Source organism: Delftia deserti, assembly GCF_042653485.1.
Lineage (GTDB): Bacteria > Pseudomonadota > Gammaproteobacteria > Burkholderiales > Burkholderiaceae_C > Comamonas > Comamonas acidovorans.
Map to the genome: position 1 here is coordinate 863171 of NZ_JBHSIH010000001.1, position 22037 is coordinate 885207.

At 67.6% G+C, this 22037-nt stretch carries 20 protein-coding genes; 10 read left to right on the top strand and 10 right to left on the bottom strand.

Annotated features, from left to right (window positions below; all coding sequences use genetic code 11):
* The first annotated feature begins 48 nt into the window (after nucleotides 1-48).
* Nucleotides 49-1092: a bile acid:sodium symporter family protein gene (locus ACFPFG_RS04115; RefSeq protein ID WP_380105196.1), complete on the top strand. Its 1044-nt coding sequence runs from the start codon at nucleotides 49-51 to the stop codon at nucleotides 1090-1092.
* Between the two features lie 59 nt (nucleotides 1093-1151).
* On the opposite strand, the gene ACFPFG_RS04120 is transcribed toward ACFPFG_RS04115, so the two are convergent.
* The 5 genes from ACFPFG_RS04120 to ACFPFG_RS04140 all read right to left on the bottom strand — a co-directional run bounded on the left by ACFPFG_RS04120 (nucleotide 1152) and on the right by ACFPFG_RS04140 (nucleotide 5379).
* A complete protein-coding gene (locus tag ACFPFG_RS04120; protein ID WP_380105198.1) occupies nucleotides 1152-2252 on the bottom strand; it encodes a DUF6817 domain-containing protein in 1101 nt (366 codons plus the stop codon).
* Complete coding sequence (locus ACFPFG_RS04125; protein ID WP_183019356.1) at nucleotides 2249-2779, bottom strand: cupin domain-containing protein; 531 nt, start codon at nucleotides 2777-2779, stop codon at nucleotides 2249-2251. Before ACFPFG_RS04125 ends, ACFPFG_RS04120 begins: the two co-directional genes overlap by 4 nt.
* A gap of 4 nt (nucleotides 2780-2783) precedes the next feature.
* Nucleotides 2784-3593 carry a MetQ/NlpA family ABC transporter substrate-binding protein gene (locus tag ACFPFG_RS04130; protein ID WP_197956598.1) on the bottom strand — a complete coding sequence of 270 codons (810 nt, stop codon included), beginning with the start codon at nucleotides 3591-3593 and terminating at the stop codon, nucleotides 2784-2786.
* 70 nt (nucleotides 3594-3663) lie between these two features.
* Nucleotides 3664-4329, bottom strand: a complete 666-nt coding sequence (locus ACFPFG_RS04135) for a methionine ABC transporter permease (protein ID WP_012205011.1) — start codon at nucleotides 4327-4329, stop codon at nucleotides 3664-3666.
* 3 nt (nucleotides 4330-4332) lie between these two features.
* Nucleotides 4333-5379, bottom strand: a complete 1047-nt coding sequence (locus ACFPFG_RS04140; protein ID WP_012205010.1) for a methionine ABC transporter ATP-binding protein — start codon at nucleotides 5377-5379, stop codon at nucleotides 4333-4335.
* Nucleotides 5380-5812: 433 nt separating this feature from the next.
* Here ACFPFG_RS04140 and ACFPFG_RS04145 point away from each other — a divergent pair, with 433 nt between their 5' ends.
* From ACFPFG_RS04145 to ACFPFG_RS04170, 6 genes are all read left to right on the top strand, one after another.
* The gene (locus tag ACFPFG_RS04145) at nucleotides 5813-8734 is read left to right on the top strand and encodes a xanthine dehydrogenase family protein molybdopterin-binding subunit (RefSeq protein ID WP_380105201.1); all 2922 of its coding nucleotides are present in this window, start codon (nucleotides 5813-5815) and stop codon (nucleotides 8732-8734) included.
* Nucleotides 8731-9318 (top strand): (2Fe-2S)-binding protein, encoded by a 588-nt coding sequence (locus tag ACFPFG_RS04150; RefSeq protein WP_380105203.1) that lies wholly within the window; start codon nucleotides 8731-8733, stop codon nucleotides 9316-9318. The genes ACFPFG_RS04145 and ACFPFG_RS04150 overlap by 4 nt, the downstream gene beginning before the upstream one ends.
* Before the next feature lie 5 nt (nucleotides 9319-9323).
* Nucleotides 9324-10766 carry a c-type cytochrome gene (locus ACFPFG_RS04155; RefSeq protein ID WP_380105205.1) on the top strand — a complete coding sequence of 481 codons (1443 nt, stop codon included), beginning with the start codon at nucleotides 9324-9326 and terminating at the stop codon, nucleotides 10764-10766.
* Nucleotides 10767-10987: 221 nt separating this feature from the next.
* Entirely contained in the window at nucleotides 10988-11893 is a 906-nt protein-coding gene (locus tag ACFPFG_RS04160; protein ID WP_183019352.1) for an SDR family oxidoreductase, read from the top strand.
* On the top strand, nucleotides 11890-13395 hold the full coding sequence (locus ACFPFG_RS04165; protein ID WP_380105207.1) for an acyl-CoA synthetase: 1506 nt from the start codon (nucleotides 11890-11892) through the stop codon (nucleotides 13393-13395). Before ACFPFG_RS04160 ends, ACFPFG_RS04165 begins: the two co-directional genes overlap by 4 nt.
* Nucleotides 13396-13447: 52 nt before the next feature.
* Nucleotides 13448-14425 carry a Bug family tripartite tricarboxylate transporter substrate binding protein gene (locus tag ACFPFG_RS04170; RefSeq protein WP_012205004.1) on the top strand — a complete coding sequence of 326 codons (978 nt, stop codon included), beginning with the start codon at nucleotides 13448-13450 and terminating at the stop codon, nucleotides 14423-14425.
* Nucleotides 14426-14452: 27 nt separating this feature from the next.
* Here the strand turns inward: ACFPFG_RS04170 and ACFPFG_RS04175 are convergent, their stop codons facing one another.
* The 3 genes from ACFPFG_RS04175 to ACFPFG_RS04185 form a co-directional block, all read right to left on the bottom strand.
* Nucleotides 14453-15367, bottom strand: coding sequence for a LysR family transcriptional regulator (locus tag ACFPFG_RS04175; RefSeq protein WP_065348146.1), 915 nt, complete (start codon nucleotides 15365-15367; stop codon nucleotides 14453-14455).
* Nucleotides 15368-15542: 175 nt separating this feature from the next.
* A complete protein-coding gene (locus ACFPFG_RS04180) occupies nucleotides 15543-16547 on the bottom strand; it encodes a tripartite tricarboxylate transporter substrate binding protein BugE (protein WP_141833273.1) in 1005 nt (334 codons plus the stop codon).
* 46 nt (nucleotides 16548-16593) lie between these two features.
* On the bottom strand, nucleotides 16594-17568 hold the full coding sequence (locus ACFPFG_RS04185) for an alpha/beta hydrolase (RefSeq protein WP_197956605.1): 975 nt from the start codon (nucleotides 17566-17568) through the stop codon (nucleotides 16594-16596).
* 153 nt (nucleotides 17569-17721) lie between these two features.
* Between ACFPFG_RS04185 and ACFPFG_RS04190 the strand changes: the two genes are divergently transcribed.
* The gene (locus ACFPFG_RS04190; RefSeq protein ID WP_197956606.1) at nucleotides 17722-18657 is read left to right on the top strand and encodes a LysR family transcriptional regulator; all 936 of its coding nucleotides are present in this window, start codon (nucleotides 17722-17724) and stop codon (nucleotides 18655-18657) included.
* Nucleotides 18658-19011: 354 nt separating this feature from the next.
* A complete protein-coding gene (locus tag ACFPFG_RS04195) occupies nucleotides 19012-19413 on the top strand; it encodes a hypothetical protein (protein ID WP_380110226.1) in 402 nt (133 codons plus the stop codon).
* A 31-nt stretch (nucleotides 19414-19444) separates the two neighbouring features.
* Here the strand turns inward: ACFPFG_RS04195 and ACFPFG_RS04200 are convergent, their stop codons facing one another.
* Nucleotides 19445-20629 carry an FAD-dependent oxidoreductase gene (locus ACFPFG_RS04200; RefSeq protein ID WP_380105211.1) on the bottom strand — a complete coding sequence of 395 codons (1185 nt, stop codon included), beginning with the start codon at nucleotides 20627-20629 and terminating at the stop codon, nucleotides 19445-19447.
* A gap of 117 nt (nucleotides 20630-20746) precedes the next feature.
* The gene (locus ACFPFG_RS04205) at nucleotides 20747-21724 is read right to left on the bottom strand and encodes an AraC family transcriptional regulator (protein WP_183019344.1); all 978 of its coding nucleotides are present in this window, start codon (nucleotides 21722-21724) and stop codon (nucleotides 20747-20749) included.
* Nucleotides 21725-21906: 182 nt separating this feature from the next.
* On the opposite strand from ACFPFG_RS04205, the gene ACFPFG_RS04210 reads away from it, so the two are divergent.
* Nucleotides 21907-22029: a hypothetical protein gene (locus ACFPFG_RS04210; RefSeq protein WP_380105213.1), complete on the top strand. Its 123-nt coding sequence runs from the start codon at nucleotides 21907-21909 to the stop codon at nucleotides 22027-22029.
* Nucleotides 22030-22037 lie beyond the last annotated feature (8 nt).

The following is a 22037-nucleotide window of genomic DNA, read 5'->3' on the forward strand; positions in this document are numbered from 1 at the left end:
TTGCAGCCTGGCTGCACGAACCGATAGTTAGTTGGAGAGAGTTTTCCCATGGCACGCCCCCGCTTCGCCCCTGACAATTTCACGCTGATGCTGCTGTCCACCGTGGCACTGGCCAGCTTCCTGCCCGCCTCGGGCACCGTCTCGCAATGGCTGGAGGTGGCGACCACGCTCATGGTCAGCCTGCTGTTCTTCCTGCACGGGGCCAAGCTCTCGCGCGAGGCCATCTTTGCCGGCATAGGCCACTGGCGCCTGCACCTGACCATCTTTGCCGCAACCTTCGTGCTGTTCCCGGTGCTGGGCTGGGCGCTGCGCCCCGTGCTGGAGCCCCTGGTCACGCCCGAGATGTACATGGGCGTGCTCTTCCTGTGCACGCTGCCGGCCACGGTGCAATCGGCCATCGCCTTCACGGCCATGGCGCGCGGCAACATGCCCGCTGCCGTGTGCAGCGCATCGGCCTCCACGCTGATGGGCATCGTGATCACGCCCATCCTGGTCAGCATGCTGCTGCACAAGAGCGCCGAGGGCGGCGACGCGCTGCAGGCCATCGGCAAGATCGCGCTGCAGCTGCTGCTGCCCTTTGTGCTGGGCCATCTGCTGCGGCCCGTGATCGGCGGCTTCATCTCGCGCCATGCCAAGCGCGTGAAGTTCGTGGACCAGGGCTCCATCCTGCTGGTGGTGTACACGGCCTTCAGCGCCGCCGTCATCAGCGGCCTGTGGCAGCAGACGCCCCTGCCCGCGCTGCTGGGCCTGCTGCTGCTGTCGTCCATCCTGCTGGCCCTGGTGCTGGTCATCACGTCGTGGACGGCGCGCCGCCTGGGCTTTTCCAAGGAGGACGAGATCACCCTGGTGTTCTGCGGTTCCAAGAAGAGCCTGGTCAGCGGCGTGCCCATGGCCAAGGTGCTGTTCGAGTCCAGCGCCGTAGGCGCCATCGTGCTGCCGCTGATGATCTTCCACCAGCTGCAACTCATGGTCTGCGCCGTGCTGGCACAGCGCTATGCACGCCGGCCCATGCACCCCGAGGCGATCGAGGACGGCGCCGTGCCCGCCAGCGCTGCGCCGGCCGCCAAGGCCGGAACGGCGCCGGCCAAATAAGGCGCGGACGCGCTCCCATCACAAAAAAGCCTGGCTCTCGCGCCAGGCTTTTTTGCATCTCAGCCCTTCAGGGCCAGGTTGTTGAGCTTGTCCAGGCGCTCGGGCCAGCTTCTCTGCTGCGCCGACTGCAGCAGGATGCGCGTCCAGGCGATCCAGGCGTCCCACTGCACGCGCTTGTCCCAGGCATTGCCCCAGCCGCAGAAGCACTGCAGCGCGCTGGCGGCTGCGCGCGCGGCGTCGTCTGCGCGGCCGGCAGACAGGTAGAGCTGGGCCAGCACCATCTGCGGCTCGCCCACCCAGGGGTTCAGGCGCACGGCGCTTTCCAGCACGGCCGTGGCGGCGTCCAGGTCCACCAGCGGCTGGTCCAGCTGGATCACCGACCAGTACAGCGACACGGCAGCGGCCTCGTCGCCGGGCGACAGCTGCCGGCTGCAATGGTCGAACACCGGCGGCAGCGGCAGCTGGGCGCGCAGCGCCGGGTGCTGCAGCGCACGGCCCAGGTCGCTGATCTGGCTGAGCATGCGGCTGGCAGGCCGCATGGGACCGGGCCACAGCGAGGCCGCCCAGTGCACGCCCTGCTGCCGCTGGTTCTGCACCTGCGGAAACTGCGAATAGATGTCTTCCTGCCAGCTGAACCACTGCTCCATGGCATCGGCCATGCTCACGATGGTGAAGGCCGCCACCTCATAGGCGCTAAGACGCTGGCTGCGGCCGGCGGATTCCAGCGCCATGGAGCCGTCTTCGGCTAGGTCGCCGGCCAGGATCTTCTGCATGAACTGCGTGCGGCTCATGGTGCAGAACAGGTAGACCAGGTGCTCGGCGCCCTCGCCCACCAGTTCGCGCAGGCGGCCGCGCTCGCTGCCCGCGTCGAACTTGACCAGGTCCACGAAGGCGTTGCCGTAGACGCTGTGCAGCAGGCCCAGCAGGCGCACGTCGCGCGGCTGGCGCCACAGCGCCAGCGAACGCGCCACGCCCGCCAGGTGGTGGCGGAAGGTGCCGGCCTTGTGCCAGTCCTGGCCCACGCCGCGCGCCAGCACCACGGGCAGCACGGGGGCGAGGTCGGCATCCTTGGCCAGCCATTCCTCGTCGAGCAGGCCCTGGGCGCGCGTGAACAGCGCTTCGTCAAGTGTCTGGAACAGTGTCGGGACCGGCAGGCTCATGCGGGCACCTCCATGGCAGCGGCGGGCCGCTGGGTATATTGCGCCACCCAGCCAGCCGTGTCCGCGAACAAGCGCAGCGCCTTGATGCGCCGCGTGGCGGTCAGCGTGAAGCGGTGCTCCACGCCGGCCGGTATGCGCAGGTAGTCGCCGGGCTGCACGCGCAGCACGCGCTCTTGGCCGTGGGCATCGAAAAAGCCGAACAGGCCTTCGCCTTCGAGGATGTAGCGCACCTCGTCATCGGCATGGGTGTGGGGCTTGTCGAAGCGGTCCAGCGCCTGGTCCAGGCCCGGCGTGTCCGGGTGCAGCACGACCAGGTCCATGCTGTGGTAGCCATGGGCCACGCATTCGTCGACCACCAGCATGCCCACGGCCTGGACGACGGTGGCCTTGCCGCCGTCGTCCAGCTGGGCCTGCGCCAGCAGCGCGGCCAGGCCGGGCTCGGGCGCCAGCGGGCGGTGCTGCCATTGCACGCCGATGGCGGCCACGAAGTCCGCGTCGGAAACCCGGGGGGATTCGAGGGCACCCATGGTCTTACCAGGCCGCCGTGTAGGCGCCCTTGAACTGCGTGTCGATGAACTGGCGCACCTCGGGCGACTGGTAGGCCTTGACGAAGGCCTGCAGGCCGGCGTCCTTCTCATGGCCGGCGCGCGTGGCGATCAGCACGGTCACGTACGGCGTGTCCGTGGCTTCCAGCGCCAGCGAATCCTTTTGCGGCGACAGGCCTGCGGCCACGGCATAGCTGCTGTTGACGGCGGCGGCGTCCAGGTCGTCCAGCGAGCGCGCCAACTGGGCGGCCTCCAGCTCGACGAAGCGCAGCTTCTTCGGATTGGCGGTGATGTCCAGCACCGAGGCACGGGCGCCCGCGCCGGACTTCAGTTCGATCAGCTTCTGCGCAGCCAGCACCATCAGTGCGCGCGAGCCGTTGGTGGGGTCGTTGGGAATGCCAACGCGCGCACCGCTCTTGAGGTCGGCCAGGCTTTTGATCTTCTTGGAGTACACGCCCATCTGCTGGTTGACCGCACGGGCCACGGGCACGAGCTTGTAGCCGCGGTCCTTGTTCTGGGCGTCCATGAAGGGCTGGTGCTGGTAGATGTTGGCATCCAGCTCACCCTGCGACAGCGCCGCGTTGGGCTGGATGAAGTCGCCGAACTCGACCAGCTTCACCTTCAGGCCGTTCTTCTCGGCCACCTTCCTGGCCACCTCGGCGATCTGGGCATGCGGGCCCGAGGTCACGCCGATGGTGACCGAGCCGTCGGCCGCGTGGGCCGGCAGCGCGGCCAGCCCGGCAAGGGGCAGGACGGCGGCCAGGGCCAGCGATTGAAGCAATGCGCGCTTTTTCATGGAATCCCTCTTTCAGACAATCTCGCGGCAGCTTGCCGCCCCGGCCGCGCCGGCCACCGGGGTGTGTGGATCAGCGGTGGCTGAGCCTGCGCACCGCCCAGTCGCCCAGGCTCTGGATGGCCTGCACGAAGAAGATCAGGATGATGACCACGGCCAGCATCACGTCGGGCAAAAAGCGCTGGTAGCCGTAGCGGATGCCCAGGTCGCCCAGGCCGCCGCCGCCGATGGCGCCGGCCATGGCCGAGTAGCCGGTCAGGCTCACGAAGCTGATGGTCAGGCCCGCCACGATGCCGGGCAGCGCCTCGGGCAGCAGGATCTTCCAGACGATCTGGCCCGTGGTGGCGCCCATGGACTGGGCCGCTTCCACCAGGCCGTTGTCCACCTCGCGCAGCGCGGTCTCCACCAGCCGCGCCACGAAGGGCGCTGCCGCAATGGTCAGCGGCACCACGGCCGCCCAGGTGCCGATGGACGAGCCCGTGATCAGCCGCGTCAGCGGGATGATGGCCACCAGCAGGATGATGAAGGGGGTGGAGCGCAGCGCATTGACGATCCAGCCCACGATCTTGTTGGCCGGGCCGTTCTGCAGCACGCCGCCGTGGTCGGTCAGGCGCAGGAACACACCCAGGGGAATGCCGATCAGGCCGCCCACCAGGCCAGAGACGCCGACCATGATGATGGTCTCCCACAGCGAGCTGACGAACAGCTCCAGCATCATTTCCGAAAAATTCTCAAACATCGCTCAATCCCTGGTGGAAACGATCTGCACCTGCACGCCCGTGGCGCGCAGATGGTCCACGGCGGCATCGATCTTGGCCGCGTCGCCGCTGGCGAAGACGGCCAGCGAGCCGAAGGTCTGCTCCTGGATCTCGTCGATCTGGCCATGCAGGATGGACAGGTCCAGCCCCAGCTCGCGGATCAGGTGCGACAGGATGGGCTGGTAGGCGCTCTCGCCCGCATACGACAGGCGCAGCAGCCGGCCTTGCTGGCCCGGCGCCAGCTGGGCGGCCAGCGCATTCACGCGCACGGCCACCGACTCGGGCAGTTGCTGGGGAACGATCTCGTCGATCAGGCTTCGCGTGATGGCCTGCTGCGGGCGCGTGAACACGTCGATCACGGGGCCCAGCTCGGCAATCTCGCCGCCGTCGATCACGGCCACGCGGTCGGCGATCTGCTTGATCACCTGCATCTGGTGCGTGATCAGCACCACGGTCAGGCCCAGCTCGCGGTTGACCTTGCGCAGCAGGTCCAGGATGGAGCGCGTGGTCTCCGGGTCCAGGGCCGATGTGGCTTCGTCCGACAGCAGCACCTTGGGGTGGCTGGCCAGCGCGCGCGCAATGCCCACGCGCTGCTTTTGCCCGCCCGAGATCTGCGCCGGATAGCGGTCGCGCAGCGCGCTCAGGCCCACCAGGTCCAGCAGCGGGTCCACACGCTTCTTGATGTCGTCGGCCGACATGCCCGCCATCTCCAGCGGCAGCGCGGCGTTGTCGAACACCGTGCGCGAGGACAGCAGGTTGAAATGCTGGAACACCATGCCGATGTCGCGGCGCGCCGTGCGCAGCTCGGCATCGCTGAGCTGCATCAGGTCACGGCCGCCCACCAGCACCTGGCCGGAGGTCGGGCGGTTGAGCAGGTTCAGGCAGCGCACCAGCGAGCTTTTGCCCGCGCCGCTGCGGCCGATGATGCCGAACACCTCGCCCGACTCGATCTGCAGATTGATGCCCCGCAAGGCATGGACGGGCCCGGTGGGGCCCTTGTAGGTCAGGGAAAGATCCCGAATCTCGATCATGAAAAAACGCCACGGCGCAGGACGGCCTGGGGACGCCGCTGCGCATTGTTGGGAAGTGGGAGCAAATATAGGTTGCGCGTATAAAAACGCAAACTATAAAAAACGAAAGTAATAAGAAGCCCCGGTAATGTCCGGGTTCTCGCCACTTTCTGCATAACCCTCAACTATGCCTGAATGTGGACACGCCATCGCCTTGCCGGGCTATGCGCGGTGCCCCGGGGCACTCCTGTGCAGGCCATCTCGCGTTGGCGTCTGATTGACAGGGCCTCCGCCCCGCTGCTTTTGCGGCCCGGCGGACCTGGAATGCTCCTGCTTTTGACGCTGGCGGGAAGCCGCCGCTGCCGCCGCGCTGACGCCAGAAGCAGCCTTTGCTGACAGGCCGCGCGGCATGCGCCCTCCTACAGTGGGCTCAACCCCACAGGAGAAGAGCGCCATGCGCCCAGAACAACACTCCGGCGCCGGCAGCCAGGCCGGCGCGGCTCCCTTGTCGCGGCGCGGCTTTCTGCAGGCCGCCAGCATCGCGGGCGTCAGCGTCTGGGTGGCGCCGCTGGCCAGCCAGGCCTATGCAGCCCTGTTCGAGGAGCGCGTACTCGGCAGCGTCCCCCGCGAGCCCGCCACCCAAATGCCGCGCTTTCGGCTCGATGGCCGCTCCAAGGTCATGGGCGCCAAGGTCTTCGCACGCGACATCCGCGCACGCGACATGCCGCACTGGCCCCAGCAGCAATCCCATGCCTTCATCGTGCGCACCACGCTGGCCGACCGGCTGTTCGACGGCATGGACCTGTCGTCCCTGGACGGCGAACTGGCGCCCGACCGCGTGGTCACGGCCGAAGACCTGGCGCGCGACGGCCTGGCCTTTCCCGAGTTCTATGGCGAGGACATGCTGCTGCCCGCAGGCAAGACCCCCGCCTACCTGGGCCAGGCCGTGGCCATCCTCATCTACCACGACTTCGCGCGCTTTCGCTTTGCCAAGGAAAGGCTGCAGGCCACGGCCGGCGTCATCCGCTACGGCCGCGTCACGGGCGCGCTGGACCGTCCGCCCTGGGGCGTGTTCCGCTACGTGCGCCAGGGCGGCGCCACGGCCTTTGACGACGACGTGTTCTCCAGCCTGCGCGACGCCCCGCTGTTCCCCGCCGAACGCAAGCCGCTGGTCTGGCCGCAGATCTCCAAGGCCGACGCGGTCACGGCACGCGGCCTGCGCGCGGCCGAGCAGATCGCCCAGGAGCTGGCCACGCCGCCCGCCGACTGGCTGGTGCTGCAGCGCCACTACGCCACGCAATCGGTGGACACGGCCGCGCTGGAGCCCGACAACGCCAACTGCTGGTATGACGCGGCCACGCAAAGCCTGCACATGGTGCTGGCCACGCAGTCGCCGCACGAGGTGGCCGAATGGGCTGCGCAGATGGTGCAGGCCAGCAGGTTCCCGCTCAAGAACCTCTTCGTGCACCCGTGCTACACGGTGGGCTACGGCTCCAAGGACCACGCGCCCATGCCCTACTACGGCCTGGTCTGCGCGCTGTATGCGGACGGCAAGCCCGTGCGCCTGGCCAATGACCGGTTCGAGCAGTTCCAGTCCTCGCTCAAGCGCCATGCCTTCGAGATCGACTACACCATGGCCATCGACAGGAAGACCGGCCTTTTCCAGAGCCTGGTGGCCAGCATGACGGCCAATGGCGGCGGCCGGGCCAACTTCTCGCCCTCGGTCGCCATGGTCGGCGGCACGGCAGCGCAGTCCATCTACTACTTTCCCAAGAACGACATCACCGCCGTGGCCCTGGCCAGCCGCGCGCTGGACGCGGGCTCGGCACGCGGCTACGGCACGCTGCAGAGCATGGCGGCCACCGAGATGATGGTGGACGAAATCGCCGGGCTGCTGCAGATCGACCCCATCGAGCTGCGCCTGCGCAACGTGCTGACCTCGGGTGCCAAGAACACCCAGGGCGCCATTGCCGCCGGTGCCCTGCGCGCCGACGAGGTGCTGGAGCGCGCCCGCCGCCATCCGCTGTGGACCGAGCGCGCCAAGCGCAAGACCGCCTACGAGGCCGGCCACCCGGGCCAGCGCTACGGCGTGGGCTTTGCCTGCGTGCAAAAGGACTTCGGCACGGGCGGCGAGGCGGCCTTCGCCCGCATCGAGATATCGCCCCAGGGTCGCGTGCTGCTGCACCACTCGGGCACCGAGATCGGCACGGGCATGGGCACCTCGCAGGCCCAGCTGTGCGTGCAATGGTTCGGCAAGCCCGCCGACGAGCTGCAGACCGCCTGCCTGGACTGGCCGGAGCTGCCGCTCAAGGCCGAGGGCGACAACTACACCATGCCCCAGGCCGACCAGGACCGCTTCGCCACCCGGCCGCTGTGGACGCCGGTCTACGCCTCGCCGGCCAGCGCCAGCAACTCGGCCTACTACTACAGCCACGCCACCAGCGAGACGGCGCGCGTGGTCTTCGAGCACGGCCTGTGGCCTGCCGCCGTCGCCATCTGGAGCCAGGGCACGGGCGGCGGCCAGAAGGCGCCCTATGTGGTGCGCCGCGAGGACGCGCGCTGGGTCAACGGCATGCTCACGGCCAACGGCATGCAGCCGCTGTCCCTGCAGGCCCTGGCCCAGAAGGCCCATGCCATGCAGCTGGTCACAGGCGCCGTGGGCCATACCTTCAACCGCTGGCAATGGGCCGAGGCCGACTTCGACATCCTGGGCACCAGCGCGCGCCGGCCGCTGGACGCGCTGGCCGTGCGCCTGGGCAGCGCGCCCGATGCTGGCGCCGTCACGCCGGCCCCTGACACCACCGACACGCCGCAGGCGGCCACGCCCGTCGAGGCCTCTGTCACCGCGCGGCGCAGCGCCGCCGGCTACCGCATGGTTGCGCGGCGCAATCTGTTCTATCCGCCCATGCAGCGCAACAACGCGGGCGTCACCTACTACAGCGCCAATGCGGCCCTGGTCGAGCTGGCGGTGGACACGGGCACGGGCGCGGTCGAGCTGCTGGCCCACCACTCCATCATGGAGTGCGGGCGGCCCATCGTGCCCGAGCTGGTGCACGGCCAGCTCGAAGGCGGCATTGCCATGGGCATAGGCCATGCGCTGTACGAAACCATGCCGCTGTACGAGGGCGGCCCCGGCGACGGCAACTGGAACTTCCACCGCTACCACCTGCCGCGCGGCAGCGAGGTGGCGGTCTGGAAGCAGACGGCCGAGCTGCTGGCACCGCTGTCGGACACCGATCCGCCCAAGGGCATTGCCGAGGTGGTGATGATTCCCATCGTCGCCGCCATCGTCAACGGACTGCACCACGCCATTGGCAAGCGCTTCCACGACCTGCCCGTGACCCCGCAAAAGATCAGGGAGGCACTCGCACCATGAGCCTTGTCCCGCGCCCCTTGTCGCTGACCGTCAACGGCCAGAGCGTCGGCCCCATGGACGTGCCCGAAGGCATGCCCATGATCGACTTCCTGCACGAATACCTGAACCTCACCGGCTCGCGCCTGGGCTGCGGCATCGGCGAATGCCGGGCCTGCACCATCATCGTGGACGGGCCCGAAGGCAGCCGCGAGATGCGCACCTGCATCACCGGCGCCCACTACTTCCAGGGCCGCAAGGTCCGCACCATCGAAGGCATTGCCGACCCGGCCGGTGCGGACACCGCGCCCCCGCCCTCGCCCGGCGCCCCGGGCCAGCCGCGCAAGGTCATCGCCATCAGCCCCGTGCAGCAGAAGTACCTGGAGCATTTCAGCTTCCAGTGCGGCTACTGCACGCCAGGCTTCGTCATCGCGGCCACGGTGCTGGTCGAGCGCCTGGCCAAGGCGCCCATCCGCGCGGCCGATGTGGAACAGGTCGTGGGCGAGGCGCTGCAGCCCCACCTGTGCCGCTGCACCGGCTATGTGCGCTACTACGCGGCCGTGAAGGACCTGGTCCTGAACACGCCCGGGCTGACCTTGAAAGGATGAGCGCCATGTCCGCCGCCGACCCCAGCGCAGCCACCCCCGCCGCCACCGCGCCACCTGCCGACTACAGCGGTGCCCGCCCCCCGCCACCGCGCAGGCCCAGGCGCCGCTGGCGCGGGCTGCTGCTCGTCCTCCTGCTGCTGGCCGTGCTGTTTGCCATTGCCGCCGTCTGGGGCAACCGGCCCCATGTGCCCCAGCGCGAGCCGCAGGCCGTGCACCGCAGCCCCCAGCAGCTGGCCCAGGGCCTGTACCTGGCGCGCGCCGCCGACTGCATGGCCTGCCATGACGGGGTAGGCGGCGTGGGTGGCGCCCGGGAAGGCCAGCCCTTTGCGGGCGGCAAGCCCCTGCCCACGCCCTTCGGCACCCTCTACGGCACCAACATCACCCCCGACCCCGACCACGGCATAGGCCGCTGGACGGCCGAGGAATTCCACGCCGCCGTCACCCGCGGCACGGCGCCGGGCGGGCGCCAGCTCTACCCGGCCATGCCCTATGCCTCCTACCACCTGATGAGCCGCGAAGACTCGGACCTGATCTACGGCTACCTGATGAACATCCGGCCCGTGGCCCAGCCCAACACCAAGCCCGCCCTGCCCTTCCCGTTCAACCTGCGCGTGCTGATGTTCGGCTGGAAGACGCTGTTCCTGTCCAGCGCGCCGCTGCCTGTGGGCTCTCAGGGCCAGAGCCCGGCCTGGCTGCGCGGCCAGTATCTGGGCAATGTCATGGGCCACTGCGCCGAATGCCACACGCCGCGCGGCATGTTCGGCCAGATGCAGAAGGACCGCTGGCTGCAGGGCGGCACGCTGTCGCTGTTCACGGCCCCCGGCATCACCGCCGAAGCCCTGGCCGCACGCGGCTGGACGCGCGAGGGCATGGCCCAGTTCCTGCAGACGGGCTTCTCGGCCCACGGCAGCGCCTTCGATGAAATGCACGAGGTCATCGCCAACAGCACCCGATACCTCACAGCCGAGGACATGACGGCGCTGTCCACCTTCCTGCTGGGCGACAACCCGCCCGCGCCCCAGCCGCTGCCGGCCGCCGCGCCCCCGGATTCCGGCACCGGCAACAGCGCGGGCAACGGCGCGGGAACGCTGGACGCGGGCCGGGGCCACTACATGGCGCTGTGCGCCAGCTGCCACGGCAGCGAAGGCCTGGGCCGCAGCCTCACCATGCCCCCGCTCAAGGGCAACAGCACCGTGCGCCAGGCCGACGCCCGCAACCTGGTGCTGGCCATCCTCGTCGGCCTGCCCAAGCACCCGGCCACCCGGCAGGGCCCCACGCCCCTGCCCGGCATGCCCGGCTTCATGCAGGAGTTGACCGATGGCGAAGTCGCCGCCCTGGCCAACTACACCCGCGCCACCATGGGCGGCCAGCCCGCCGACGTGACGGCCGCCCAGGTGGCAGACCTGCGCAGCGCAGCGGGCAAGGCGGGACACAGGCCAGCGCCCTGAAACCCCGGCCTGCTCTGCAGGCCCTAGCCCGCATGCCCGCGCCTGCGTCGTGGCGGTTGCGGGGTTGCAGTCCTGCCGAAGGGCAGGACTGCTTCGTCAACTGGCTGTGATCACGGCCCGAAACCCCGCCCATTGTTTCCACCACGGAACCAACCGCGTTCCACCACCGTCCTTTGCCAGCCGCCCCTGTCTCCCTAGAGTGAAAGCAAAAGGAGACAAGCATGTTCGAAGCCAATCTATTCCAGGGCCAGCGCGTCCTGATCACGGGGGGCGGCACGGGGCTGGGCCTGGCCATGGCGGCCAAGCTGGCGGAGCTGGGCGCCGAGCTGCACCTGTGCGGCCGGCGGCGCTCCGTGGTGCAGCAGGCCTGCGAGATGCTGAGCAACGACACGGGCGCACAGGCCTTTGCGCATGAACTCGACATTCGCCAGCCCGAGGCCGTGCACACCGTCATCGACCGCATCTGGGCCGAACACGGCCCGCTGACCGGCCTGGTCAACAACGCGGCCGGCAACTTCGTCAGCCGCACCGAGGACCTGAGCATCAACGGCTTCCATGCCATCTCGGACATCGTCTTCCGGGGCACCTTCTACGTCACCCAGGCCGTGGGCCGCCGCTGGATCGCCGAAGGGCTGCCGGGCTCGGTGCTGTCCATCGTGGTCACCTGGGTGGACACGGGCTCGCCCTTTGTCGTGCCTTCAGCCATGTCCAAGGCCGGGCTGGACGCCATGACCAAATCGCTGGCCGTGGAATGGGGTCCCAAGCGCATACGGCTCAACGCGATTGCGCCGGGTGTGATCCCCACCCCAGGCGCCAGCCAGCGCCTGCGCCCCAGGATCGACGGCAACGAGGACTCGGCCGACCGGCGCCGCCTGGACAACCCCACGCGCCGCCTGGGCACGGACGAGGACATCGGCAACATGGCCGCCTTCATCCTGGCCCCTGCCAACACCTGGCTCAATGGCCAGACCATCACGCTGGACGGCGGCGATGCCCTGGCCAACGGCGCCTACTTCACCGAATACCAGGCCTGGGACGATGCCGACTGGGCGCATGCCCGGCAAATGGCCAAGGCGGCCAACCAGCCCCACGTCAAGGATGCGGAGCAGGAGGCATCGCCCACATGAGCACTGCCGCCACGCCCCAATCCATCCTGGTCTTCGAGCAGCGCACGCTGACGCCCGCCGACCAGCTGCAACGCGGCCGCCAGTTGGCCCAGGGCCTGCGCAGCCTGGGCCTGGCCGAGGGCGACGTGCTCGCCGTCTTCCTGCGCAACGGCATCGAATACGCCGACGTGGTCCATGCCTGCCGCATCGCGGGCATCTACTACTGCCCCATCAACTGGCATTTCACGGCCACGGAGATCGACTACATCCTGGCCGACAGCGGCGCCCGCGCCCTCATCACCAACCAGGACCTGCTCGACGGCCTCAAGGGCGAACTCTATGCGGACCTGCCCCGGCGCGTCGCCCACGCACGCGAGCCGGAGCAGGACTACGAAACCTGGCTGGCCGCCCAGGCTCCTTACGAGGGCCCGCCCGTGGCGCCGCGCGGCCACATGGCCTATACATCCGGCACCACGGGCCGCCCCAAGGGCGTGCTGCGCAAGGCGTTTCCGGTGGAAGAACTGCCCCGGCGCCTGGCCGTGAACCAGGCGCTGATCGCCACCGCCTACGGCCTGCAGCCCGGCGCGCGCACCCTGCTGACGGCGCCCATCTACCACAGCGCGCCCAGCCTGTACTTCCAGAACGCGCTCATGCTCAGCGAGCTGGTGGTGCTGGAGCAGCGCTTCGACCCCGAGCGCTTCCTGCAGCTGGTGCAGGAGCACCGCATCGACACCGCCTACATGGTGCCCATCATGTACGTGCGCCTGCTCAGGCTGCCGCGCGAGGTGCGCGAGCGCTACGACATCTCCTCGCTGCGCTTCATCGCCTCCACGGGCTCGCCCTGCGCGCCCGAGGTCAAGAAGGCCATGATCGAGTGGATGGGGCCCATCATCAACGAGACCTATGCCTCCAGCGAGTCGGGCCTGGTCACCTTCATCGGCTCGGCCGACGCGCTTACCCACCCCGGCAGCGCGGGCCTGCCGCTGCATGACGCCGAAGTCCGCATCCTCGACAGGCAGGGCCAGGCCCTGCCCACGGGCGAGGTGGGCCTGATCTACGTGCGCCAGCCCGCCTATGCCGACTTCACCTACAAGGGCAACGAAGAGGCCCGCCGCAAGATGGACCAGGGCGGCCTCATCACCCTGGGCGACATGGGCTACCTGGACGGAGAAGGCTTTCTCTACGTCTGCGACCGCGACTCGGACATGGTGATCTCCGGCGGCGTGAACATCTACCCGGCCGAGATAGAGAACGAGCTGCTCAAGCACCCCGGCATTGCCGACTGCGCCGTCATCGGCGTGCCCGATGCCGAGTACGGCGAGCGGCTGCTGGCCCTGGTCGAGCCCGGCCAGTCAGGCAAACTATCAGAGGCCGAGCTGAAAGAATGGCTGCGCGGCCGGCTGGCGGCCTACAAGCTGCCGCGCAGCTTTGTCTTCCAGCGCCTGCCCCGCGACGACAACGGCAAGATCGCCAAAAGAAAGCTGCGCGACGCCCACTGGGGCGCGACGCAGCGCAAGATCTGAACCTGCCACCACCGGCAGATAACGGCAGAAACGACAGAGAAGGAGACAACGCATGAACAAGGCCATCGCATTGCTGCTTGCCGCTGCGGCCACCGCAGCCGCCGCCCCCGGGTTCGCCCAGTCCGACTATCCCAGCAAGCCCATCAAGCTCATCGCCCCGTATGCGCCGGGCGGCTCGGTCGACGTGCTGGCCCGCACCCTGGCCACGCACCTGTCCACCGAGCTCAAGCAGTCCGTGGTCGTGGAAAACCGGCCGGGCGCCAATACCATGATTGCCGCCTCGGCCGTGGCGCGCTCGCCGGCCGACGGCTACACCCTGCTGCTGGCCAGCAATGCCAGCATGGTGCTCAACCCGCTGCTCTACAAAAAGCTCAGCTACAACCCCGACCGGGAGCTGAAGCTCACCAACATCCTGGCCGAGGCCCCGCTGGTGCTGGTCACCAACAGCCAGACCGGCATCAAAAACGTGGCCGACCTCAAGGCCTACTCCAAGGCCCACGCGGGCAAGCTCAACTACAGCTCGGTCGGCCTGGGCAACCCGCTGCAGCTGACCACCGAGCTGATCAAGTCGCGCCTGGACGTGGCCGCCACCCACATTCCCTTCAACGGCAGCGCGCCGGCCCTGACCGCCCTCATGGCCAACGACACCCAGCTCATGGTGGACGTGGCCGGCACCTCCCTGCCCCACATCAAGGCCGGCAAGCTGGTGGCCATTGCCACCACCGGGCCGGAGCGCTCGCAGTTCCTGCCGCAGACGCCCACCATTGCCGAATCGGGCGTGCCGGGCTTCAGGGCCTCCACCTGGTTCGGCATTGCCGTGCCCGCAGGCACGCCAGCGGACGCGCGCAACACCCTGCAGGCCGCCGTCAACAAGGTCATGCTCAACCCCGAGTTCGCCAGCGCCCTGGGCAACCAGACCCTGGCCGCCAGAAAGCCCCAGACCCAGGCACAGCTCGACGACTTCCTGGCCGCAGACGGCCAGATGTGGCGCAAGGTGATCGCGGACAACGCGATTGCGCTGGAGAACTGAAGACCGAAAAGGTGATGAACTAAGGACCTAAGGGCCGGACACCTCGGCCTGCTCCACGAAGCGCAGCAGGCTGGCCCTGAGGAACTCGGTCATCACCTTGACGGCATGCGAGGGCCGACGGTCCTCGGCCGTGATGATGTACAGCCGGTCGCCCAGGCCGGACACCGTCCAGTCCGGGCACACGCGCTGCACCGCGCCCGATCGCAGCTCGTCCATCACCATGTAGTTGGGCAAGGTGGCCACGCCGCTGCCACGGAGCATGGACTGCTTGAGGAAGGGGAAATGCTCGCTGGTGATGCAGGGCTCGCACTTGAGCGCAATCTCCTGCTGCCCCTTTTTCACCGAGACGGCATAGGTCTTGCCGTCGCCGGGCGGCGTCAGCAGCACGCCGTGGGGAATCTCGGCGGGGTCGTGGAACGGCCGCGCCTTGGCATAGGCGCTGCTGGCATACAGGCCAAAGCCCACCGGCCCCAGGTCGCGCGCCACCAGGTGCTCCTGCACGTCGCGCGCCACGCGCACGGCCACATCCACCTGGGCGCTCATGGGATCGCTCACCCGGTTGGAGAACAGCACGCGGATGCGCACCTGCGGGTGCCGCTTCTGGAAGGCCAGCAGCATGTCGGCCAGGTACAGCTCGCCCAGGCCCGTGGGAATGCTCAGCCGCACCGAGCCCGTCACCACATGCTGCAGCGCGTCGATGGCGCCCTGCGCGGCCTCCACCTCCTGGATGATGCTGCGCCCGTGCTCGTACAGCACCTCGCCCGCCGCCGTCAGCAAAAAGCTGCGCGTCGTGCGGTGCAGCAGGGTCACGCCCAGCGCCGTCTCCAGCGACTTGAGCTCCTTGCTCACCTTGGAGCGCGTGATGTCGCGCTTGCGCGCCGCAGCGCTGAGGCTTCGGGCGTCCACGATCTCTACGAAATTGCGGATGAGGTTGATGTCCATGGCTTGAGAGCGGCAGGTCAGGCGGTCCGCCTTGTTCGCGGCCTTGTTCGCGGCCTTGTGCGCGGCCGCAGGCAACGCGCCCGGACCGCCACCCTCGGACTATGGCACCGTCACGACGCCTGGCCCCGCCACCCGTGGGCGCCGGGACACAGGGCTTTCCCCGGTGCCCGCCGCATCAGTCCAGGCTGATCTGCGACGAAGAGGCCACCTGCTTCCAGGTCGTCACATCCTTGAGGATCACCGCGCCGAACTGCTCCGGCGTATTGGCCACCACCGTGCCGCCCAGCTCCGCCAGGCGCTGGCGCAGTTGCGGATCGGCCAGGGCCTGCACGCTGGCCTTGTGCAGCTTGTCGCGGATGTCCTTGGGCAGGCCCTTGGGCGCCAGCAGGCCGTTCCAGGCCTGCACGGCGTAGCCGGGCACGCCGGACTCTGCAAAGGTCGGCACATCGGGCAGCTCGCTGCTGCGCTGGGCCGTGGCCACGGCCAGCGGGCGGATCTTGCCGGACTTGATGTGCGGCAGCGAAGCCGGCAGCGGCTCCCACAGCATGGACACCTGGCCGCCGATCAGATCGGTGAAGGCCGGGCCCGCGCCACGGTAGGGCACATGCATGATCTGCACGCCCGCCTTGGCCTTGAACAGCTCCATGGCCAGATGGCCCAGCCCGCCCGCGCCCGAGGACGCATACGACAGATGGCCCGGCTGCGCCTTGGCCAGCGCAACCAGCTCCTTCAGATTGGCCGCCTTGACCGAGGGGTGCACGCTGAGCACGCCCGGCACCGTGATCACCTGGGTGATGGGCGTGAAATCCTTCACCGCGTCATAGGGCAGCTTGGTGTAGACGGCCGGATTCGTGCCGTGCGTGCTGGACGTGGCGCCCAGCAGCGTATAGCCGTCCGGCTTGGCATCGGCCACGAAGCGCGTGCCCAGCGAGCCACCGGCACCGGCCTTGTTCTCCACGATCACCGAAGCGCCCAGCACCTTGCCCAGCTGCTGCGCGAACAGGCGGTTCACCACATCGGCCGTGCCGCCGGGCGGAAACGGAACGATCAGGCGGATGGGCTCGGCCGTGGGCCAGCCTGCATCGGCTGCCAGGGCCGACTGCGCGGGCGCCAGGGCGCCCAGGGCCAGGGCCGCCGTGGTTGCAGACAGGCTGCGGATCATGAAATTGCGGCGTTGCATCGGATTTTTCTCCTCGTTGAAATTCTTCGGGACCAGCACTCTCCAGTCACCGGCCCAGGCGCTCCAGCCAGGCCAGCACCCGGCCCAGCACCTCGTCGCCATTGGTGTCCAGCATGCAGAAATGCGAATTGCCGGTGATGCCTGCGGCCGGCAGGTCCAGCACCTCGGCACGGCCGCCCAGGCGGCGCAGCAGCTGCCAATACACATCGGTCTGCGCGCGGTACTTCTGCCACTGCGGGCTGTGCGCGAAATGGTCGCCCCACACCGCCAGGTGCGGGATGGCCGAGGCAGGCGCGAAGGCATCCGCCCCCTCCTGCCCCTGTTGCCCCTGCTGCCCTTCTTGCACCACCGGCATGCCCGTAGGCTCCACGCCCACCACGGCGCGCACCAGGTGCGGCTTGCGGCTGGCCGCATGCGCGGCAAAGCCACCGCCCTGGCTGTGGCCCATCACCACGCAGGGGCCGAATTGCTCCAGCAAGGCGTCATAGGCGGCCATGGCCATGGCCTCGTGCCCCAGCCAGCGCGGCACCATCTGCCGCACCAGGGCACCAAAATTCTCATGTGGAAACCGCTGTCCCGCGAAAGGCTCGCCCAGGCCAAGGTCCACGCCTGAACGCGTCGCATGGCCTATGCGAAACAGCTGCCACGCCTCCTCGGCACTGCGGAACACGGGCGCCTCGGCATAGATCTCGGGGAACATCGCCCAGCCCGCCCGGCCGCGCTCCACGGCATCGCAGACCACCACGTCATGGCCGGCCTCCAGCAGGCGCCACAGCCAGCCCTGGCGCCCATCGGGCGTGGACTCCCACTGCGCACCCGTCATGCCGCCGCCATGCCACAGCAGCACGGGCAGAGGGCTGCGCGGGTGCGCCAGCCGGTACTCCATGGCATACATCTGGCCCACGGCATAGCTGCCATTCATGTCCAGCGGCCGCTCGCCGCCATTGCGCACCACTTCCCTGTGCTGGATCGGCAGATCCCGCACCGTGCGCTGCGCACCGCCAATGAAATGGCTTTGCATCTTCCTGAGGCAAACTTCAGGCATAACAGGGCTTCTCTCGCATACCGCCATGCTAGGCAGGCCCCGCCTTGGCGCTGTGCCGATTGCGGCGGGGCTGTGCCGGATCAGCACAGCCCTATCCACCCATCACGCTGCCCCGACCCCGCCTTTGCCATGCACGAACTCAACCTCAAACTGCTGCAGGACCTGCAGGCCCTGGCCGACACCGGCAGCCTCTACAAGGCCGCCGAGCGCCGCCACATCACCCACCCTGCCTTCGGCCGCCGCATCCGCGCGCTGGAGGAATGGGCGGGCACGCCCCTGGTCGAGCGCGGCCACCAGTCCACCACGCTCACGGCAGCCGGCAAGACGCTGCTGGCCTCGGCCCATGAAGTGCTGGGCATCCTGGAGCAGACCCATGGCCTGCTCCAGCGCCCGCACCGCACGCGCGACGAGACCATCACCATCGCGGCGGGCCGCACGCTCTCGCACACCGTCCTGCCGGGCATCATCACCGCCCTCAACCAGGCCATGCCCCAGCTGTGCTGGAAAGTGGTCACCACCAGCCTGGACTACGGCGTGGAAATGCTGCTGCAAGGCAAGGTGGACCTGCTCATGTGCCACGCCCAGCCCGCCATCGAAGGCAGCCTGCAGGGCCACCACCTGGCCTGGCTGCCCGTGGGCCAGGACACGCTGATCCCCGTCAGCATCCCCCTGGTCCCGCAACTGCCCAAGTACGCCCTGCCCGCCCACGGCGGCGGCCCGCTGCTGCCCTACCTGGACTACGCGCAAAGCATGTCCCTGGGCAAGATCCTGCGCAGCCACCTGCACGAACTGTGCGACACCACGCGCCTGCGCACCGTCTACGAGGCCGACCTGGCCGACTCCCTGCACGCCATGGTCCACCAGGGCCTGGGCCTGGCCTGGCTGCCGCTCACCCTGGTCAAGGCCGACCTGGCCCAGGGCCGCCTGGCCCGCGCGGCCGGGCCCGACAAGGACGTGCCCATCAACGTGCGGCTCTACCGGCGGCCTGCGGCGCAGAGCAAGCCGCTCACGCGCAGGGTGTGGACGGGGTTGGAGAATCTTTATGGGAGGAGTCAGAAGTCGTGAGGCGGGTGGCCCAACCCATGCGACTTCGCTGTTGCGGCTCTGAACGTCTGTAAATTTGAACGCCGCGCGCACTTGTTCACCCTGCCGGGCGGTTTCTTTTAGAGGCCGGGTCTCGGCCCGGCAGCCGACTGCCCTTTCTTGATTCGCCAAGCAAGGGCAGATCTAAGAAGGCAACCCGGATGTCCGCGACCCCTTCGCTGCGCTGCGGGGCAACCTGCGCGGACAAACGGGAGGGGGAAGAGGCAGCAGGCGCAGGCAGCGGGCGCGCCCAGGACTTTCCCCTTGGCCCCGCCGCAGCCTTGAACTAGCATGGCCTGCACCGCCCCGGCCGGGGCGGCTCTCCTTTGGGCATCGATGAGCTTTCCCGTTCAGATTCCGATCCGAGTCCCCTGCCCTCCGGGCGCCTGCATCTGCGAGCACGATGCGCTGCTCGCCGACTCCATGGCCGACCAGCGCATCCTGCGGCTCACCAGGGAAGAGGAAAAACGCCTGCTGCAGCGGCTCGAACAGATCACCAGCCTGAGAGACCTGCGCCATGTGGAGCAGCGCATGCATGAGCAGCTCGGCATCCGCGTGCGCATCGAGCCCGGCGCCAGCGAAGTGCGCACGGTGCGCGGCATACAGATCGAGGTCCTGCCCATGCGCGGGCTGTGCAGCAAGACGCGGCAGGCGATTCCTGCGGCGATCCGGCGGGGGATGGAGAGGACGCCGGAGGTGGCGTTCGAGTTGTTGGATGAGGGCGGGTTGTTTGGGTGAGGGTTCTGGCGGTTGGTGGCGTGAACCTCTGTCAGGAGCACTCCACCAACGGCAATTGGCCGCGTAAAGCATCCATCCGCGCGTAGAAGTCATCCACTTGCCGCTGCGCGGTGCGTCGCATTGTCTCATTGCGCAGGTTCAAAACAGTCTCATCTTCCTGCGCTCCAGCTTCGCCGACTTTGCGCGAGGTGTCCTGCACGAACTTGCACAGGGGGTAGCGCACTTCACCAAAGTTGCGCAGAGTCTCCTCCACGCGGTCGTCTTGCAATAGCATCTTTGCCAGCAGCACCGCATCTTCGAGAGCCATTGCTCCACCTTGCCCCATGAAGGGCGTGGATGCGTGTGCGGCGTCACCGATCATGATGATCCGGCCACGATGCCAAGGCAGTGGAGCTGCCACCTCCTCTACTGCCGTGTACAAGACCTCAGATTCGGCGCAGAGGGTATCCAAGAATTGACGCGCTGGCCCACCGAATTTTGCAAAGCGGGCTTTCATCAGCCTTGGCCAGTCCTCCCGCCCATACCATTGTCCGGCAGGCTCGGCTACCGTGCCGAACAGATACAGTTGCTCATCACTGATTGGCATGATGCCCAGGCGTTTGCCGGTGCCCATCATCATGATCTTGGCTGTGAGGTCTTTTGGCCGCCGGTGCACGCTACGCCAGACGCCGAGCCCGGTGTAGACCGGCTCCAGCGTGCCTGCAACCATTCGGCGAATCTCCGAACGAATTCCGTCCGCTCCAACAACGAGGTCGTACTGGCCCGAACTGCCATCAGAGAAATCAATGGACACATGATCCACTCCATCCTGATCGATATGCAAGGCAGTGGTGCCCAGGCGTATATCAACGCTCAGTGCTCTAAGTCGACCAGCAAGGATGCGATGCAATTCAGCTCGGCGGATACCAACAATCGGCGCAACGCCCGGATGACAGGACGGGTAGAAAGTATCGACGATAGGCTCGCCGTGCTGGTCCATGTATATATTTCGGCCATCGGTGATAGCAAAGCCACTCGCCATGATCTCCGGCAATACCCCGAGGCTGCCTAGTGCCGCCAGTCCATTGTGATAGATAAAGATGCCGGAACTCTGGAATCTCCATTCCTGCTGCTTTTCCAGAATCGTCACCTTCGCTCCAGCTTGTGCCAATGCAATGGCCGATGCACAGCCTGCAATGCCCCCGCCCACGATCAGGGCGTTTTTCACATACTTCATACCTGAGTCTCCTTACTCGCCGCTGCTGGCGTTTGAGCAGGATTATTGGGTTGAGGTCGGTGGAGGCTCAACCTCCAGAACACCGGATTTGGGTACTGATCGTCCGGATCGGCCGTGCTACAAAGCATCAGGTCGAGATGCGTCACGCTGGTACCGAGAGGGCGACACACCTATCCAACGTTGGAAAGTGCGGGAGAAAGCCTTCTCGGACGCGTAGCCTGTTGCCTCGGCAACCTCGGCGATCCGTGCGCGCGGCTGGCGGAGTCGTTCAGCGGCGAGGTTCATGCGAAATGCGCGCAGATACTGCATCGGAGGAACACCTAGCAGCGAACAAAAGCGCTCCGTGAATACGGTGCGCGACAAGTAAGCCAAGGCTGCGAGCTGGGCGATGTCCCATTGCTGTTGCGGAGCCTCGTGCATTGCCGCAACGGCACGGGCAATGCCTGAATCGTCTAGGATGCTGGGCGCATCCTGGCGTGCGGCAGCGGGCATACGCAGATACTCGCCCAGGATGTGCACAAGCAGTAGGTCACCCATACGTGCCGCTGATAACTGCCAGCCTGGACGTTGGGCAAGCGAGTCCTGTACCAGCAGCTCCATCGTGCTTGCCAACGTATGTGCCAGTCGCTGCTGATCGACACGCAACACGATCAGAGGGGGCAATTCCGCAGGGATAGTCCCTAAGTCGAGCGCTGGCATCCACAGGTGCAGGGAGAACAGATGTGTTGGCTGGGTGTCCCTATCATCAGCGCCATATTCCAGCTCTATCGGATGGTCGCCATGGGTGCCGATCATGTGCGCATTCAGCAGCTTGGCGAAGGGCTCGACACGATCACCGGGGTCCCGCATCGATGACACCGTGTGTGGAGTTCCGCGCGGCAGCATCACAATATCGCGCGGACCAATTTCGATGGGCGTACCTCGATCGGTGCAGATCCAGTACCCAGATCCGGTACACATGCGAATCAACGCCCCCTCGGCTCCAGACGAGTGCATCGCCCAAGGCGCGTGCAGCCGGAAACTGGCCGTCACGGCACGTTCGGCTTTGCATGCGGAAAGAATGCGGCTCAGGACGTCACGTGGTCCTTGTGTCATCGTCTGGATGAAGGGGATACAACGGAGATGTTGAATTTTAGTTCAGCGTCTCTCATGACTTGTTCCAGTCGCCGGTGCAGTCCAGTTCAAACGAGAACTCCTGGCCGAGAGCAGACGGCTGGTGACCATACGAAACAGCGCTGAATCGCTGGCGGAGTTCACAGGCAGTTGAAGCCCGGGTGATGAGCTACGAGTACGAGGACCAGGCAGAGGTGCGCCGCAGCGAGGCGGCCAAGGTGGCTGCCGAAGAGGCCGGGCATGTGTACACCGTGGTGGGGCCTGGGGTGGCGCGCGGCGTCAGGTAGTCCCGGAG

Bases quoted from the DNA above. Each gene is read 5' to 3' on its own strand.
- ACFPFG_RS04115 (WP_380105196.1), top strand. From the start codon at position 49: ATGGCACGCCCCCGCTTCGCCCCTGACAATTTCACGCTGATGCTGCTG.
- ACFPFG_RS04120 (WP_380105198.1), bottom strand. From the start codon at position 2,252: ATGAGCCTGCCGGTCCCGACACTGTTCCAGACACTTGACGAAGCGCTG.
- ACFPFG_RS04125 (WP_183019356.1), bottom strand. From the start codon at position 2,779: ATGGGTGCCCTCGAATCCCCCCGGGTTTCCGACGCGGACTTCGTGGCC.
- ACFPFG_RS04130 (WP_197956598.1), bottom strand. From the start codon at position 3,593: ATGAAAAAGCGCGCATTGCTTCAATCGCTGGCCCTGGCCGCCGTCCTG.
- ACFPFG_RS04135 (WP_012205011.1), bottom strand. From the start codon at position 4,329: ATGTTTGAGAATTTTTCGGAAATGATGCTGGAGCTGTTCGTCAGCTCG.
- ACFPFG_RS04140 (WP_012205010.1), bottom strand. From the start codon at position 5,379: ATGATCGAGATTCGGGATCTTTCCCTGACCTACAAGGGCCCCACCGGG.
- ACFPFG_RS04145 (WP_380105201.1), top strand. From the start codon at position 5,813: ATGCGCCCAGAACAACACTCCGGCGCCGGCAGCCAGGCCGGCGCGGCT.
- ACFPFG_RS04150 (WP_380105203.1), top strand. From the start codon at position 8,731: ATGAGCCTTGTCCCGCGCCCCTTGTCGCTGACCGTCAACGGCCAGAGC.
- ACFPFG_RS04155 (WP_380105205.1), top strand. From the start codon at position 9,324: ATGTCCGCCGCCGACCCCAGCGCAGCCACCCCCGCCGCCACCGCGCCA.
- ACFPFG_RS04160 (WP_183019352.1), top strand. From the start codon at position 10,988: ATGTTCGAAGCCAATCTATTCCAGGGCCAGCGCGTCCTGATCACGGGG.
- ACFPFG_RS04165 (WP_380105207.1), top strand. From the start codon at position 11,890: ATGAGCACTGCCGCCACGCCCCAATCCATCCTGGTCTTCGAGCAGCGC.
- ACFPFG_RS04170 (WP_012205004.1), top strand. From the start codon at position 13,448: ATGAACAAGGCCATCGCATTGCTGCTTGCCGCTGCGGCCACCGCAGCC.
- ACFPFG_RS04175 (WP_065348146.1), bottom strand. From the start codon at position 15,367: ATGGACATCAACCTCATCCGCAATTTCGTAGAGATCGTGGACGCCCGA.
- ACFPFG_RS04180 (WP_141833273.1), bottom strand. From the start codon at position 16,547: ATGCAACGCCGCAATTTCATGATCCGCAGCCTGTCTGCAACCACGGCG.
- ACFPFG_RS04185 (WP_197956605.1), bottom strand. From the start codon at position 17,568: ATGCAAAGCCATTTCATTGGCGGTGCGCAGCGCACGGTGCGGGATCTG.
- ACFPFG_RS04190 (WP_197956606.1), top strand. From the start codon at position 17,722: ATGCACGAACTCAACCTCAAACTGCTGCAGGACCTGCAGGCCCTGGCC.
- ACFPFG_RS04195 (WP_380110226.1), top strand. From the start codon at position 19,012: ATGAGCTTTCCCGTTCAGATTCCGATCCGAGTCCCCTGCCCTCCGGGC.
- ACFPFG_RS04200 (WP_380105211.1), bottom strand. From the start codon at position 20,629: ATGAAGTATGTGAAAAACGCCCTGATCGTGGGCGGGGGCATTGCAGGC.
- ACFPFG_RS04205 (WP_183019344.1), bottom strand. From the start codon at position 21,724: ATGACACAAGGACCACGTGACGTCCTGAGCCGCATTCTTTCCGCATGC.
- ACFPFG_RS04210 (WP_380105213.1), top strand. From the start codon at position 21,907: ATGAGCTACGAGTACGAGGACCAGGCAGAGGTGCGCCGCAGCGAGGCG.